11 protein-coding genes are annotated in these 16,733 nt (G+C 39.6%); 9 read left to right on the top strand and 2 right to left on the bottom strand.

The window, feature by feature from the left end; genetic code table 11:
- The first annotated feature begins 2 nt into the window (after positions 1-2).
- The 3 genes from AAC000_RS03695 (at position 3) to AAC000_RS03685 (ending at position 3,840) form a co-directional block, all read left to right on the top strand.
- Positions 3-470 (top strand): thioesterase family protein, encoded by a 468-nt coding sequence (locus AAC000_RS03695; protein WP_339720203.1) that lies wholly within the window; start codon positions 3-5, stop codon positions 468-470.
- Between the two features lie 135 nt (positions 471-605).
- Positions 606-2,114 carry an MFS transporter gene (locus AAC000_RS03690; RefSeq protein ID WP_339720202.1) on the top strand — a complete coding sequence of 503 codons (1,509 nt, stop codon included), beginning with the start codon at positions 606-608 and terminating at the stop codon, positions 2,112-2,114.
- Positions 2,115-2,178: 64 nt separating this feature from the next.
- A complete protein-coding gene (locus tag AAC000_RS03685; RefSeq protein WP_339720379.1) occupies positions 2,179-3,840 on the top strand; it encodes an alpha-amylase family glycosyl hydrolase in 1,662 nt (553 codons plus the stop codon).
- Here the strand turns inward: AAC000_RS03685 and AAC000_RS03680 are convergent, their stop codons facing one another.
- Positions 3,841-4,869: a LacI family DNA-binding transcriptional regulator gene (locus AAC000_RS03680; protein ID WP_339720200.1), complete on the bottom strand. Its 1,029-nt coding sequence runs from the start codon at positions 4,867-4,869 to the stop codon at positions 3,841-3,843.
- A gap of 249 nt (positions 4,870-5,118) precedes the next feature.
- Between AAC000_RS03680 and glnS the strand changes: the two genes are divergently transcribed.
- A complete protein-coding gene (gene glnS / locus AAC000_RS03675) occupies positions 5,119-6,786 on the top strand; it encodes a glutamine--tRNA ligase (RefSeq protein ID WP_339720199.1) in 1,668 nt (555 codons plus the stop codon).
- 117 nt (positions 6,787-6,903) lie between these two features.
- Here glnS and AAC000_RS03670 read toward each other — a convergent pair whose 3' ends face one another.
- Positions 6,904-7,647, bottom strand: a complete 744-nt coding sequence (locus AAC000_RS03670) for a YciK family oxidoreductase (protein WP_339720198.1) — start codon at positions 7,645-7,647, stop codon at positions 6,904-6,906.
- Positions 7,648-7,959: 312 nt separating this feature from the next.
- Here AAC000_RS03670 and sohB point away from each other — a divergent pair, with 312 nt between their 5' ends.
- The 5 genes from sohB to AAC000_RS03645 all read left to right on the top strand — a co-directional run bounded on the left by sohB (position 7,960) and on the right by AAC000_RS03645 (position 16,692).
- The gene (gene sohB, locus AAC000_RS03665) at positions 7,960-8,997 is read left to right on the top strand and encodes a protease SohB (protein ID WP_339720196.1); all 1,038 of its coding nucleotides are present in this window, start codon (positions 7,960-7,962) and stop codon (positions 8,995-8,997) included.
- Positions 8,998-9,366: 369 nt separating this feature from the next.
- Positions 9,367-11,940 (top strand): TonB-dependent receptor, encoded by a 2,574-nt coding sequence (locus AAC000_RS03660; RefSeq protein WP_339720194.1) that lies wholly within the window; start codon positions 9,367-9,369, stop codon positions 11,938-11,940.
- 174 nt (positions 11,941-12,114) lie between these two features.
- The gene (locus AAC000_RS03655) at positions 12,115-12,657 is read left to right on the top strand and encodes an RNA polymerase sigma factor (protein WP_339720192.1); all 543 of its coding nucleotides are present in this window, start codon (positions 12,115-12,117) and stop codon (positions 12,655-12,657) included.
- Positions 12,654-13,715: a FecR domain-containing protein gene (locus AAC000_RS03650; protein WP_339720190.1), complete on the top strand. Its 1,062-nt coding sequence runs from the start codon at positions 12,654-12,656 to the stop codon at positions 13,713-13,715. Before AAC000_RS03655 ends, AAC000_RS03650 begins: the two co-directional genes overlap by 4 nt.
- Positions 13,716-13,821: 106 nt before the next feature.
- Positions 13,822-16,692, top strand: a complete 2,871-nt coding sequence (locus AAC000_RS03645) for a TonB-dependent receptor (protein ID WP_339720189.1) — start codon at positions 13,822-13,824, stop codon at positions 16,690-16,692.
- Positions 16,693-16,733: the final 41 nt, after the last annotated feature.

The following is a 16,733-nucleotide window of genomic DNA, read 5'->3' as shown; positions in this document are numbered from 1 at the left end:
CTATGCTCGACAATTCTTCAAAGGCTAACCCTACTTTCACTCTCCTTTTAAGGGTTCGATACGGCGAATGTGATGCACAACAAGTGGTATTTAATGCACGGTATGCAGATTATGTAGACGTCGCCATGACAGAATATTTCAGAGAAGCAGTGGGTGGCTTTCAAACCTTGATTGATAAAGGACTAGATAATCAGGTGGTAAGTTTGCATATTGATTGGCTGTCTTCTGCACGATTTGATGATGTGTTAGCCCTAAATGTTGTCACCAAAAAAGTAGGTAACACATCCTATGGTTTTGACGTCACTATCAGTGATGCCAACTCTAAAAAGATCATTGCTAATTGTGCCATTACTTATGTCATGGTGGACACTACTCACTACCAAAAAGAACCAGTGCCAGATTGGTTAAGAGACATACTTAACAGTGTCAAACCATTACCGCTAGTTAACCAAGCCGGCGATCCTAGATAGTCTGAATACGTATGCATTAAGTTGTTGATTTACTTAGAATCAAGGTACTCTCTACGGTAACAATTTACTTTTTATTAACAGCTGTGATGTATTGGCCACTTTAAAAGCGATCATGGCGGTTTTAGAGAATATTTAATGCAGAAAACAAAACCCCAATTAAACTTTTGGCAAATCTGGAACATGTGTTTTGGATTTTTAGGTATTCAATTTGGCTTTGCCTTACAGAATTCTAACGTTAGCCGTATCTTTGAAGCCTTAGGTGCAGACTATAGTAACCTCGCTATTTTATGGGTGGCTGCACCAATTACTGGGCTGATTGTTCAGCCTATTATTGGTTATTTGAGTGACAATACTTGGAATCGTTTAGGACGAAGACGGCCCTATTTTTTATGGGGAGCAATCGCCGCAAGTTTGTCGTTGTTTATCATGCCGAATTCCCCAACACTTTGGTTAGCGGCTGGCATGTTATGGATAATGGATGCCTCTATTAATGTCTCAATGGAGCCCTTTAGAGCCTTTGTTGGTGATATGTTACCGAAAAAACAGCGAGCTATGGGTTATGCCATGCAAACGTTTTTTATTGGTGTGGGTGCTGTAGTTGCTTCAGCTTTGCCTTGGATGATGACCAATTGGTTCGATATTAGTAATGTTGCACCGGCTGGGATGATCCCTGATTCCGTTAAATTTTCTTTCTATGCAGGTGGCAGTATATTTTTGCTGGCTGTACTTTGGACAGTAGTATCCACTAAAGAATATTCACCAGAGCTACTTGCGGCTTATGAAGAGGCGCAATCTGCAGCAGATGGCACCGCAACTGCGCCACAAAGTGTTCGTTCCAGTCAAGCTTATTTAAAAGGCGGCCTAATATATTTAGTTATTGGGTTAATTTTATTTTTTGTGATTGCTGGCAATATCGATAGCTTAGATAAAAATTTGTTTATTATGGCAGGGGGGCTAGCGGCCTTTGGTGTCTGCCAATTAATAGCAGGTTATTTAAGTAAAAAGGCCCGAATCAATAACGGCTTTTCAGAAGTCATGAACGATTTGTTTGCAATGCCTCAAGCTATGCGGCAATTGGCTGTAGTGCAATTTTTCTCGTGGTTTCCTTTGTTTGCAATGTGGATCTATACCAACTCTGCGGTTACTTCGTTTCATTACTCAAGTACAGATGTCACCTCCGCTATTTATAACGAAGGTGCAGATTGGGTTTCCATTTTAATGGCTACTTACAATGGTGTATCAATATTTGCGGCGATTATTATTCCGATAATTGTACGATTCTCAAACTTACAGTTTGCCCACTTAATTAATCTGTCTTTGGGGGGAATTGGCTTTATTTCTTTTATATTTATCAAAGATCCAGCTTGGTTAGTGTTGTCCATGGTTGGGGTTGGTTTTGCTTGGGCTTCAATTTTGTCGGTACCTTATGCGATTTTATCCAATGTTTTGCCCGCAAAAAAAATGGGGGTATATATGGGGATATTCAACTTTTTTATAGTCATTCCGCAAATTTTAGCCGCCAGTATATTAGGTTTTCTAATTACTAAGGTATTTGATAACCAACCTGTTTACGCTTTAGTGATAGGTGGTTGCAGTATGTTAATCGCGGGTGTGATGACCCTGCGCGTAAAAATCCCAGAATAGGAAGAAAACTTTGTTAAGTTCTAATAACCATTTAGTTGGTATCACAATTGTATCTTGTTTTTTGATGTTGTCTTGCCAACCTGCAGATACTCAGCAAAAATTTAATACTGGTACTGACCATAATCCATCCATTCAAGCCTTCTATGGAACCAAAGATCCCTTTGCCAAAGAAGCCGTTTATTTTGTCATGACGGACCGTTTTGTAGATGGCGACCCAACAAACAATCAAGAGCAGCAAGGCGGTGATTGGCCAACTTTTGATTTACCACTTAATGGTGACAATGGACAAGTCGCTAATGTGGGATACTTAGGTGGCGATCTGCAAGGTGTATTGGACAATGGTCAATACATTAGCGATATGGGGTTTACCGCTGTGTGGTTAACTCCGATTCTAGATAATCCAGATCAGGCCTTTTCAGGCGGTGAACCTATCGAATTTGGGGGGGCCTTTAAAGATGGCGGAAAAACAGGCTATCACGGTTATTGGGCCAATAATTTTTATCAAATTGACGAACATTATCCATCACAGCACTTAGGGTATAAAGAGTATACCCAACAGATGCGTGACCAATTTGGATTAAAATCAGTATTTGATATTGTGGCAAATCATGGTTCCCCGTCTTTTGATATGCCAGTGGATCAACCTAAGTTTGGTGAGTTGTATGACATTGACGGCAACTTGGTCGCTGATCATCAAAACCTCAAACCCGAAGAGTTGGACATTAACAATCCTTTGCACAAAATGTTTCACACTACTCCAGATATCATGCAGTTATCTAATCTCAATGATACTGCCCCCGCACTACAAGATTATTTGATTAATTCCTATTTATACTGGATAGAGCAGGGTGCTGATGCGTTTCGTATCGATACTATTAAACATGTGCCACATGCGTTTTGGCGGCTTATGTCTGACAAAGTGCGGGCAAAACATCCCGACTTTTTTATGTTTGGTGAAAGCTTTAATCATGATGCCAACTTCTTAGCCCAGCATACTTTAGCTAAAAATGGCGGTATTAGCGTACTAGACTTTGTAGGGAAAAATGCACTTGTAAGCACTTTTGAAAACCCTCAGAGTGACTTTTCTGAATTAGTTGACTATTTGCATTTAACCCATGGGCCGTACACCAATCCCTATGAGTTAACGACTTTTTACGATAACCACGATATGCCAAGATTAAATGCATCAGACTATGGTTTTATCGATGCTCATAATTGGTTATTTACCAGTCGTGGCATTCCTGTTGTGTATCAAGGTTCCGAAATGGGGTTTATGCGTGGCAGGGCCGAGCATCAAGGTAACAGAAACTATTATGGACAAGGTAATATAGAGTTGGCAAAAAGCCATAAAATTCATAAGGCACTGACTGATATCGCTAATGTACGCAAAAAGGTTCCCGCTTTGCAAAGTGGATTGCAAGTTAATATTGAACTAGCCGGCAATAAAGCAGCGTTTTATAGAGTGTTAATGCTAGATGGTGTGTCGCAAACCGCTTTAGTATTGTTAAATAAGGGCGAACAAGAAACTAAGTTTTTAGTTGAAAAATATATGCAAGAAGGCAAATGGGTAAGCCAAATGAGCGATGACCAAGTCACTATAGCTAAGTCAAATAGACAACTAAACACCCAAGTCGCAGCTCATTCAGTTCAGGTATGGCTGCGTCAAGGGGATGTATCAAATCAACCATTACTCAAAGAGTTGCAACGTTTAATGGATAATAAATAGTTAGGTCTGTGCGCCACTTGATTGGCGCACTACTAGATCAACTGGCATAAGGTAATGGGAGACGTCTTCACCACTAATTAGCCTTAGTAGACTATCTACTAAAATCTCACCAGCCAATTTTGTATTTTGATGTACAGTCGTTAATGCGGGGTTAGCAAAACTAGAAATAGGGATATTATCGAAACCGGCAATGGCGATGTCTTTAGGAATACTTAGGCCTTTTTCTTGTAAACATCGCATAGCGCCTAAAGCAATCAGATCACTAGCACAAAACAAGGCATCAAATGGGCAACCCGTTGTGAGTAGTTTTTGTACCGCTCCATAACCAGATTGTTCGGTAGAAATCGCATCAAATTGCATAGCAGGGTTAACCTCTAGCCCTGCTTCTTTTAATGCTTGGCAATGTCCTAAATATCGCTCCAGAAACTCAGGTGCTTGACTACCTGCTTCACCAATAAAGGCAAATTTGTTTCGATGCGTTTTAAGAATATGTTGAGTCACATCAAAACCACCTTGCATATTATCGCAGCCAATGGAAACGCCAGGGTGGTCAACGTCATGTGCACCCCATCTAACAAAATGAGTACCTTGTTCTTCCAACTTTGAAAGTTTATCGCGGTAGTCTATATAATCGCCGTAACCCAGCAAAATAAGGCCATCGGCTTTGTTAGAATCTTCATATTCAGCGTGCCAATCATCATTTAGGTTTTGAAACGATACCAATAAATCGTAACCGGCCTTGGTACTTGCCTTGGTAATGCTGCCCAACATTGAGAGAAAAAATGGGTTAATAAGAGAGTCATCAGAAGTTGGATCTTCAAACAACAACAGTGCAAGCGTTAAACTATGCTGACGCCGCAAATTACTGGCGTTTTTATCCACCTTATAGTTTAACTCTGTGGCAATGGCTTGAATTTTGTCTCGTGTTTCTTTATTGACCAGTGGGCTATTGCGCAGCGCTCTGGATACTGTAGATTGGGATACACCTGCTCGATGGGCAATATCAAAAGAAGTGGCTTTATCTCTCATAATTTATGGCTACTACATTCCTAACTAAAAATAAAAATCACGAACAATTTCTTTATATGCCAGCATCTTAGATTGTTTTATGGCAATTTAACATCGACTTTTTACACTGCGGTCTTTTATCAATTCGAAATCAATCACTGCTGTGGTCAATATAAAGCTATTTGTCGAGTAAAAATTGTTATCTTGCTATTTGATACTGTTATAATATCCGGCTTAATTATTCGTAAGTTTTACCAAGAGGGTACATTAATGGCCGAGACTGACAGTCGTCCGACCAATTTTATTCGTCAAATCATAGATAAAGATATTAACGAAGGTTTACACACTACAATCCAGACTCGCTTTCCACCAGAGCCTAATGGCTACCTTCATATAGGTCATGCTAAGTCTATTTGCCTTAATTTTGGTATTGCACAAGATTATCAAGGTCAATGTAACTTAAGATTTGATGACACTAACCCTGAAAAAGAGGACATTGATTACGTAAACTCGATACAACAAGATGTAAGCTGGTTAGGTTTTAGTTGGAGTGGCGAAGTACGTTATTCATCTAATTACTTCGATCAACTCTATGGATTTGCCGTTGAGTTAATAAATAAAGGGTTGGCCTACGTTGACTTCTCTAGTCAAGAGTTGATGCGTGAATTGCGAGGTACCTTAAAGGAGCCTGGTAAAAACAGTCAATATCGCGATACGTCTGCGAGTGAAAATTTGGCCTTATTTGAAAAAATGCGCAACGGCGAGTTTAAAGAGGGCGAATGTTTGCTTAGAGCAAAAATTGATATGAGCTCTCCCTTTATGTGTATGCGTGACCCTGCATTATATCGCGTTAGATTTGCACACCATCACCAAACAGGTGATAAGTGGTGTATCTACCCCATGTATGACTTTACTCATTGTATTTCTGATGCAATCGAAGGCATTACTCACTCTTTATGCACCTTGGAATTTCAAGATAATAGGCGCTTATATGATTGGGTGTTGAGCAATATCACTATTGAAAGCACGCCTCATCAATATGAGTTTTCAAGACTGAATCTTGAATATACCGTATTGAGTAAACGTAAATTAATTCAATTAGTAGAAGAAAATCAGGTTAATGGTTGGGACGATCCACGTATGCCAACCATTGCCGGGTTACGCCGCCGTGGATACACTTCTGCCTCTGTACGAGAGTTTTGCAAACGGATCGGCGTGACTAAAATGGACAATATGGTTGAAATGTCCATGTTAGAAGCCTGTTTAAGAGAAGAATTAAATGCGGATGCACCTAGAGCAATGGCTGTTCTTGAACCGTTAAAGCTTGTCATAGAAAACTATCAGGGTGATGACGTTGAAAATTTGATGGCCGCAAATCACCCAGCAAATGACGCTATGGGCAGCAGGGTTGTACCTTTTAGTAAAGAAATCTTTATTGAAGCGGAAGACTTTAGAGAAGAAGCAAATAAAAAGTTTAAACGTTTAGTATTAGGCAAAGAAGTACGCTTAAGAAATGCTTATGTGATTAAAGCAGAACGCGTTGAAAAAGACCAAGAGGGAAATATCACAACAGTTTATTGTAGCTACGACAAAGATACATTAGGCAAAGACCCGGCTGATGGACGAAAAGTGAAGGGAGTGATCCATTGGGTATCTGCTTCACAAGGTGTGGCAGCAGAAATACGTTTGTATGACAGATTATTTACTGTGCCTAACCCTGCTGCAGAAGAAGATTTCTTAGGGAGTATCAATCAAGACTCTCTAGTTATTAAGCAAGGGATAGTTGAACCTAACCTGATTAATGCACAGCTTAATAAACCAGTGCAGTTTGAAAGAACGGGTTACTTTTGCAAAGACCAAGATAGCCAAGATGATAAGTTAGTCTTTAATCGGGCAGTTGGGTTAAGAGATACTTGGGCAAGAATGGATCAAGGCTAGGCAGGCTTTTACCTGAGTTGAGTTACCTCATAATTCACTATAAAAAACCGGACTTCAATGTCCGGTTTTTTATAGCTTTAATGGATCACTAAGTGTTTTGTGTTTTTTCCAGGCTGCTCATTTAGGTTGAGCATGCAAGGTTTGCCCATTCTCTTTGCTGGTTTGATTGTCCATTAAGTACAAGTACAGCGGCATTATTTGTTCTGGCTTGGTCACTTGATCAGCATTTTCCGCCGGGTAGGCTTTTGCACGCATGGCCGTTTTTGTAGCTCCAGGGTTAATGCAATTGAATCGAATGTTACTATTTTCGTATTCATCAGCGAGTATTTCCATCATGCCTTGAGTGGCAAACTTAGAAATAGAATAGGGGCCCCAGTAAGCTCTTCCTTTTAAACCCACACTTGAAGTCGTAAATATAACCGACGCATGGGATGCCTTTTTTAACACCCCCAATAATGCCTGAGTCATTAAAAACTGACTGGTGACATTAACTTGCATGACGTTTTGCCAATCTTGCTCGCTAATTTGTGCGAACGGACCTAAATGCCCTAACATACTTGCGTTATGTAACACACCATCTAAACAACCAAATTGATCACCTATGGTATTGGCCATATCTCGGTAGTGTTGTGATGTTGCGCCCTTTAAATCCAAAGGCACGATTCCTGGCTGGTTTCCACCCTTGTTGATGATTTCATCGTAAACACTTTCTAATTTTTTAACTGTTTTTCCTAGTAGGATCACTGTTGCGCCATATTTAGCGTAGTGCAGGGCTGCTTGTCTGCCAATACCGTCACCGGCCCCTGTAACTAATATGGTTTTTTTATCTAAATAGTTTTTTTCTGGTGTATAGGAATGCATAATAAATATCTAAATCAATCAATAAATAAATGGTATCACTGAATTGCTGAGGTAAGAAAGTGATAGGTCTATAGTAGTAGACTATTTTTGTGCACGTTTCTGGTGGAGGCTTTACAATCAGTATCCATAAAAACGCAAAGTCAGGCCCTTCTATAAATCGCCACAGATGACGCAAACAGGGTGACTTAAGATAGGTCAGTAGTGGCAAACTAAGTCTCAAGGTTAATTATTCAAAGCCAAGAATTGTTGCTTGGCTTTTTTTTTACTTTTTTACCCCCATATCACCGAAAACATTTTTTAGGAGAAAACCGTTTGGAATTTTTATACGAATATGGATTATTTATCGCTAAAGCGATAACAATAGTTGTTGCTATTCTTTTGGCGCTTGGCGGTATCATTGGTTTGGTGAGCAAACAAAAGCAAAATAAAGGTAACCTTGAAATAAGTTCTTTATCCGACAAGCTAGAGTCGATAACTGATTTTGCTAAAACCGAGTTATTAAGCAAAGACGAACTTAAACAATTTCACAAAGATCAGAAAAAAGCGTTAAAGGCTAAGAAAAAGGAACAAAAAAACCAAGGTGCTGATGAAGCGAAAAAAGGCCAGCTGTTTGTTATCGACTTTTCTGGCTCGATGGACGCCCATGAGGTGGATTATTTGCGAGAAGAAATCACTGCCATTTTATGTGTTGCTAAACCTGAAGATGAAGTGTTAGTTAGGCTTGAAAGTGGTGGTGGGGTTGTGCACGGATACGGCTTAGCCGCCTCTCAGCTACAACGAATTAAAGACAAAAAAATTAAACTTACCATTTCTGTAGATAAAGTAGCGGCCAGTGGTGGCTATATGATGGCCTGTGTTGCCGATCATGTATTGGCAGCAAAGTTCGCTATTATTGGTTCCATCGGCGTAATTGCTCAGTTACCCAACTTCAACAAGTTATTGAAGAAAAGTAATATAGAGTTTGAACAACACACTGCGGGTGAGTTTAAACGTACTTTGACAATGTTTGGTGAAAATAACGATCAAGGTCGTGAAAAATTTAAGGCTGAACTAGAAGATGTGCATCATATGTTCAAAGATTTTGTGCAATCTCAAAGACCTGAGTTAAATATTTCTCAAGTTGCAACTGGTGAATATTGGTACGGCATTAAAGCAAAAGAACTTGGTTTAGTGGATGAGATCCAAACTTCAGATGATTACATTCTAACTGCCAATGAAGACAAGAAAATATTCACAGTAAAATATAGTATGAAAAAGAGCTTGCCAGAGAGACTCGGCTTAGCCGCTAGTTTGTCAGTGGAGTCATTGTTGATGAAACTGTGGAGTAAAAGTGATAGCAGTTTTAGGTAAGTAACTTCCCATATAGGAGAAGGTCGCGTTACCTTCTCCGTATTTCAGAGCTTAAGATTATAACAAGTCTTAACTTGAGCAAATAAATTACCTCGTCCCAGAGCAAGCTAAGTTTCTTTTTTGCAGTGAAAATCCCCCTCAACACTGCATAGACAAAGCAAAAACTAAAATCCTCTATCAAAAAATATTTATTTTTTATTTTCTTTGATTCGTTTGTTTTTCTACTGTGACGGGTATATAAATTATATTCGCCTAGTTATTTTATTGGCGAAAACAGGACACACAAAGCACTTAAATGGCATATCAATGTAGATACTTTGTAGCATTGCCTTTAAGCATTATAAAAAAATATTAAGCTGGAAAACAACTATGAAAACTTCAATAACTAAGCTAGCGAAGAATATTCGTTATGTTATAGCTGCGTCTGCCGCAGCAAGTATTGTATCTGTTACCCCTGTATCAGCTCAAGAAGCCGAATCAGATGAAAATGTTGAAAAAATAGCCGTTGTAGGTTCACGTGCAGCACCTCGTTCAGTAGCTGACTCACCTGTGCCAATCGACATCATAGGCGGCGATGAACTGTCAAAATCCGGTTCAGTTGATATGCTTGATATGCTAATCAGTTCAGTGCCCTCTTTTAATTCAAGAGCTCAACCTATTTCTGACGCAGCAACACTGATTAGACCAATAAACTTAAGAGGTTTATCTTCAGACAGTACTCTGATTTTGGTGAATGGTAAACGTCGCCATAGAGCTTCTGTTATTGCATTTCAAGGCGGAGGCATAAATGATGGGGCTCAAGGTCCTGATATTTCTGTTATTCCTAGCGCAGCGCTGAAACAAGTTGAAGTATTAAGAGACGGTGCTGCCGCTCAGTATGGTTCCGATGCTATCGCTGGTGTGATGAACTTTGTTTTGAAGGATGCAGCTGATGGTGGCTCTTTATCCATCAAACGCGGCGAGTATTATGAAGGCGACGGTGATGCCACTATTATCGATGGTAATCTAGGTTTACCCCTAACGGAAGATGGTTTTGTAAACTTAAGTTTTCAATTGAAAAATGCAGATGCAACCAGTCGTAGTAGGCAAAGAACAGACGCGGCGGCACTTATTGCTGCCGGTAATACATCAATTGGCGATCCTGCTCAAATTTGGGGCAATCCAGAAATAAAAGATGATATTACAATTTTTGCTAATGCTGGCATTGATTTAGGCGATGATAAAGAAGTATACATGTTTGGTAACTTCTCTGAACGTGATGCCATAGGTGGATTCTATTACCGTAACCCTCATAACCGTGGCAACGTTTATTCAATCGATGGCGGTGAAACACTACTAGTAGGGGATATAGCCCAATCTCAAGGTGCAGATCGCACCTGTGCTGTTGTGCCAGCCAATGTACCAAACGTGCTTGAAACTGATGCTTATAAAGATATGGTAGCCGATCCTAATTGTTTCGCCATGAACCAAATATTTCCTGGTGGTTATACCCCAGCATTTGGTGGAACTATCACTGATACCTCTTTAGCTGTTGGTACAAAAGGCGAATTTAAAGAAGGTTTCCTTGCTGAGGTGATGTTTGACTTAAGTGGTTCAATTGGTAAGAGTGAATCTTCTTTCAATCTAACAAATACACTTAATCCTTCTTTAGGACTTAGTACGCCTACTGAGTTTGATACTGGTAGTTATATTCAACTAGAAAAAACCATCAATTTAGATTTAGTTAAAAGTGTTGAAGCCGGACTATATGAACCAATCAATGTGGCAGGTGGTTTAGAGTGGCGAAGTGAATCCTTTGAAATTATAGCAGGTGAAGAAGCATCATGGATTGCGGGTCCCTTTGCAGATCAAGGGTTTAATATTGGTTCTCATGGTTTTAAAGGGTTTGGCCCAGAAGCTGCTGGGCTTAATTCTCGTCGTAATATTGCCGCCTATGTCGATGTGGAAGCCTATGTAACGGAAGATTTACTGCTAGGCGGTGCGTTACGTTATGAAGATTTTTCTACCTTTGGAGATACAACTAATTATAAGTTAACCCTGCAATATAGTGTGTCAGATGAATTATCATTGAGAGGGTCAAGCAGTACTGGCTTTAGAGCACCAACAGTAGGGCAAGCCAATGTGGTGAACACTGCTACTTCTATAGTTGAAGGGAACTTAATTCAAAGCTTTACAGCTCCTCCTACCAACCCATTAGCTTCATTTTATGGTGGTAAAGAGTTAACACCAGAAAATTCGACGAGTTTCGCTTTTGGTGGTGTTTACCAATCGGGTGATTTTTTCTTCACTCTTGATTATTACAATATCGAAGTGGAAGATCGCATCACCCAATCCAGTCAAATCACTGTTAGACCGGAAGATTATACTGCGTTAGAAGCCTTAGGTGTGCAGAATCCTGAATTGATATCAGCGGTAACTTATTTTGCTAACGATTTCGATACCACCACGCAAGGCGTCGATGTTGTTGCAAATTATTCAATGGAAATTTTTGAAAGTAGTGACACTGATTTCTCACTGGCCTATAACTGGAACGATACAAGTGTTGATAAGTTTAATCCTGATACCACCAGTGATGGTAAAGTACGTAGATTAGAAAAGGGTGTGCCTAACCATAGAGCTACTCTAACAATCTCACAAAGCTGGGATGCGTTAAGCATGTTTGTTCGTACCAATTATTTTGGTGAGTATTATGCAACTCATGCTGATGATACCTCTGACACTTGGTCAGAAATTGCTGACGCTGCCGTTACTGTTGATGTAGAAGTTAACTTCTTCTTAAGTGATCAAGTGACTATCACAGCTGGAGCAAATAATGTGTTTGACCAAAAAGCCGAAAGATTGCAGGTTGAGGCAAGAGCTGTAGTAGGTGGTGCTTTCTATGAAAGTGGACCATTCGACTACAACGGTGGTTTTTATTATGTAAAAGCAACCTATAACTTTTAGTTAAATGCCAATCATACAACCTTGCCAATTATGGCAAGGTTGTATTTCTTTTAATAATAGAAGGCAGTTATAATTTGCTCTATCTAACGTTGCAACACTTTGGTAGCAGGGTGCCTAACACTACTGGAATTCTGGTTAACTTAAATGGATTAGTCAATGCAGCATAAGTCGACTATGGCAACTACTTATTTGAAATGTAGCGCTCTCTTAGCGAAAATAATAGGAGGCATTGTAAAAAGTGACGACGTGGAAGATATTGTTCAAGAAACCTTTATCAAAAGTTACGAAGCGGGTCTGAAGCAAGAAATAAAATTTGAACGGACTTACATGCTTACAACAGCTAGAAACCTAGCTCTAAATCACGTTTACAAGGCAAGTGAACGTAAAAATCAATCATTAGATGACATGAAAAATTTGCCTAGTGATTTAACCAGTAAAAGTCTCGAAAGCCAGATTGAAAGTAAAGAGCGTTTTTTACATTTTTGCCGTGCTACTGATACTTTATCAGTAGAAGTTAAGCGGGTGTTTTTATTAAAAAAAGTTTATGGGATGAGTCAAAAGGATATCGCTGGGTATATTGGATTAAGTGAGAGCACAGTTGAAAAACATGTTGCTAAAGGATTATTTCAATGTTCCCTATATTTGCGGAATTTAGTCCAATCAGACACTGAACAAGTCGCTTCGGTATTAAAACACGGTAAAACAGTTAAAAAATGAATAACGTTAAAACATTCAGTAGCAAACAAGAAATTCATCAACAAGCCTGCGAATGGATCAGCCGCTTTGATCGTGGCTTAAATGAAGTTGAAAATAAGGCATTTTCAGATTGGGTTAATATCAGCAGCTTCCATAGAGAAAGTTTATTCTCAGTAGCACAGACTTGGGATGAATTAAGCGTCTTAAATGAATTAAGTACATTATTTCCATTGCGAGAAAATCCACAACGTAAGACTAAGCTATTCTCAAATAGCAAAACCATAGGAATGGCGGCAAGCCTTGTATTTGCTGTTAGTTGTTTGGGGTGGCTTGTGAATTCTCAACTTATGGCTACTGTGGATGACCCATCTTTGGTGGTGCTTGATGCTGAAACTTTGGTGGGTGAGCAACGAATACTTTCGTTAGCTGACGGCTCGGTCATCCATTTAAATACTGATAGTTTGGTGTCGGTTGATTTTTCTAACTCCCTAAGGAATGTAAACCTAGTGCGGGGTGAGGCACACTTTGAAGTTGCCCATGACCAGAAACGGCCATTTATTGTTAAGGTTGCTGGCAACTCTGTGACCGCTGTAGGTACGGCTTTTAACATGCAAATAAACAGTGCTGACCAGTTTGAATTGTTGGTAACTGATGGAAAAGTGTTAGTTAAAAATAAAACGGATAGCATTCCCAATGCCATTATTGAAGAATCATTACAACCCCTTGAAGGTACTGGGGAGTTAATGATTGCGGGGCAAAAGGCACTGATTAGCCAACAAACTATTCAACCATTTACATTGACTAATGAACAAGTTCAGAACGATTTAGCTTGGCAACAAGGTATGTTGGTGTTTCATGGAGAGCCTTTGGCTGAAGCGTTACAAGAAATTAGCCGGTATACTTCAGTTCATTTTACCTTAGCAGACGAACAAGTCAGGCAACAAAGGGTAGCGGGCTATTTTAAAGCTGGTGATATACAAGGATTGTTATTTGCACTCGAAAACAACTTTAATATTGTCTATGAAAAAAACGATGAACAAACAATAGTACTTTCCACTGGAACAGAAAGTTATCTCTAACTAACCAGTTTTCGGTGTTAAATTAGCCAAATCTTGATCGTTTTCCAATCGAAATCAACGTGCTAGACTGCCTTATCGAATTGTATTCAGTTTATCCTGTATTTTTATGCGTGTACTTGTTGTCTTAATAACGATTATTTCATTTCAGACGCTTGCCCAAAATAAGTATCAATTTTCTATCCCCTCTCAATCAGCCGACAAATCGCTAATTTTGTTTGCTCAACAAGCCAATACCACACTTCTATTTCCAATTGAGCTTGCAGAGCTAGAAGTGACCAATGAGTTAAGTGGTTATTACTCTGTTGAATTAGCGTTAGTCAAACTATTAGAAGGCACGGGGTTATATCCAGTTAAAGATAAAAAGGGACTGAGTGTCAAACCGATAATCAAAGTACATTCATCTGCTACGACGGATTTCGAAGAAAGTAAACAAACTGAAATACTGTTTCCTACTGGTGGAATCGAAAAGATAGCAGTAGTAGGTACAAGATCAGCCCCTAGGTCAGTAATTGATTCGCCTGTCCCCCTAGACATCATTGGGGTAGCTGAGTTTACTCAACAAGGCTCCACAGATATTACTTCGATGCTTTCAACTCTAATGCCTTCTTTTAATGTTAATGATCAACCTATAAATGATGCCTCGAGCTTAGTTAGACCGGCTAATTTAAGGGGGATGGCATCAGATCATACGTTAATTTTACTCAACGGAAAAAGGCGTCATAGGTCTGCAGCTATAACTTTTTTAGGCGGTGGTTTATCAGATGGTGCACAGGGCGCCGATGTGAGTAATATCCCAGCCTCATCTTTACATCAAATCGAGATACTCAGAGATGGTGCTGCGGCGCAGTATGGTTCAGATGCCATAGCTGGGGTGATTAACTTTGTGCTTAATGATAATAACCAAGGGGGGATGTTTGAAGTTAGAACTGGCCAATATGGAGAAGGTGACGGTGAATTAGTGCAAATTACTGGGAGCTTAGGTTTTGCACTAAATGAACAAGGGTTTATTAATATAAGTACAGAATATAAACAACAAGGGGCAACCGACAGAAGTATACAAAGAGATGATGCGTTGGCCTTAATAGCCTCAGGAAATACTTTTGTTGATGATCCAGTGCAAATATGGGGAAGTCCTAAAGTAGACTATGACCTGAAGTTTTTAATTAATATGGGTTATGAATTAGATACGTCCAAAGAATTATATTCTTTTAGCAATCTGGCGCAAAGAAAAATCCAAGGAGGCTTTTATTTTCGTAATCCGCAAACCCGAGATGGGGTGTTCGAAGGGGCTCAAAATAATGATGGTTTAACAACATTATTGGTCGCCGACTTAGACGGGATGGGTCAAGGTATTAGTTGCCCACAAATTCTTATCACGGATAATAACGTGCTAGACGATAACAATTATCTGCTCATTGCAGATAACTCTACCCCAATTGGCCAAAATTGTTTCTCGTTCAATGAAATTTTACCCGGAGGTTTTACGCCACAATTCGGGGGTGTTATTAGTGACGCTTCTTGGGTATTAGGCATCAAAGGACAAAGCCCGTCTCATTGGGACTACGATCTCAGTGTTGCGTTAGGTTATTCTGAGATCGATTACCAGATAACGCATACCGTTAATCCTTCTTTAGGGCCAAACACGCCATTTTCTTTTAATCCAGGATTAGCTAGCCAATTAGAAAAAAACGTTAATTTAGATTTATTTAGACAATTTACTATCAATAAAAAGTATCAAATTAATTTTGCCACAGGCCTTGAATGGAGAAGAGAAAGTTACCGGCAAAAAAAAGGCGACTTAGGATCTTATGTGGTGGGCGATTTAGCCTTTAATCCTAATACCGGTTTATCTCAGGGCTTTGGTGTTGGATCTAATGGTTTTCCGGGGTACAACCCTCAATCTGCTGGAAAGTGGAGTAGGGGGAATTGGGCTGTCTATTCTGATTTTGAAGTACATATGAGTGATGCTTTTTTATTTGGTCTGGCAGCCAGATATGAAGACTTTACTGATTTTGGAGCTACTTTTGATGGTAAGGTCTCTGCACGCATGATTTTGAATGACTTGTTAACTCTGCGTGGCTCAGTAAGTACTGGATTTAAAGCACCCACTGTAGGGCAAAGTAATGTGGTTAATGTGACCACCGCTTTTTCGCCTAATGGATTAGAGGACCAAGCGACATTGCCGCCTACCCATGCAATATCAATACAACTTGGTGCGACACCGCTACGTCCAGAAGAGTCAATCAATACAAGTTTCGGAATAGTGGGAGAAATCAATAAGCAGTTTTATTTCACTTTGGACTACTTCAATATACAACTCCATGATCGAATAAGCACCACGTCTGCCTTAGCATTGAGTCAACAGGATGTTCAAGCTTTAGTCGCCGCTGGAAGCACTGAAGCCATTAGTTATGGTAGCGCAAAATATTTCACAAACGATTTTGATACTAAGACTCAAGGTTTAGATTTGGTTGTCAATTATGAAACCTATTTGTTTACTATTCCAAGCCGTTTAATGCTGACGTACAACTGGACTGATACTGAAGTGGTTAGAGTGACTCTGTATCCTAGAATCCATGAGGATGGTACCTCATATGTGGAGTCAAACCTTACGCCGCAGCGTATAAAAATGCTTGAAGGTAATCTACCAGCAAACCGTGTGAGTTTTTCCATGATCCAAAGGTTTGACAAATTAAGTAGTAACATCCGAATTAATTTCTATGATGGCTTTTATGAAGACCACTTGGATGCAGCAGCAGGTTTAGATATTTACGCCAGTTCAGAAATAACCGTAGATCTAGACATAAATTATCAAGTTAACAGTCATTTAAAACTATCAATTGGCGCAAAAAATTTGTTTGATAATCGCCCTGATCAGAATCCATATAGCGGTGAGGCGGGTTCACTTTATCCCGCTACTTCACCTATTGGAATAAATGGTGGGTTCTACTATTTACGGGGAATATACGAGTTTTAGATTCACTACTAATCCTCCTTTATTAGTAGTGAATTGGGTTT

Origin of the sequence: uncultured Paraglaciecola sp. (assembly GCF_963977085.1) — a bacterium.
In the GTDB taxonomy this organism is placed as follows: Bacteria; Pseudomonadota; Gammaproteobacteria; order Enterobacterales; family Alteromonadaceae; genus Paraglaciecola.
Note: the sequence above shows the minus strand (reverse complement) of the source record. Positions and strands in the feature narration are given on the sequence as shown.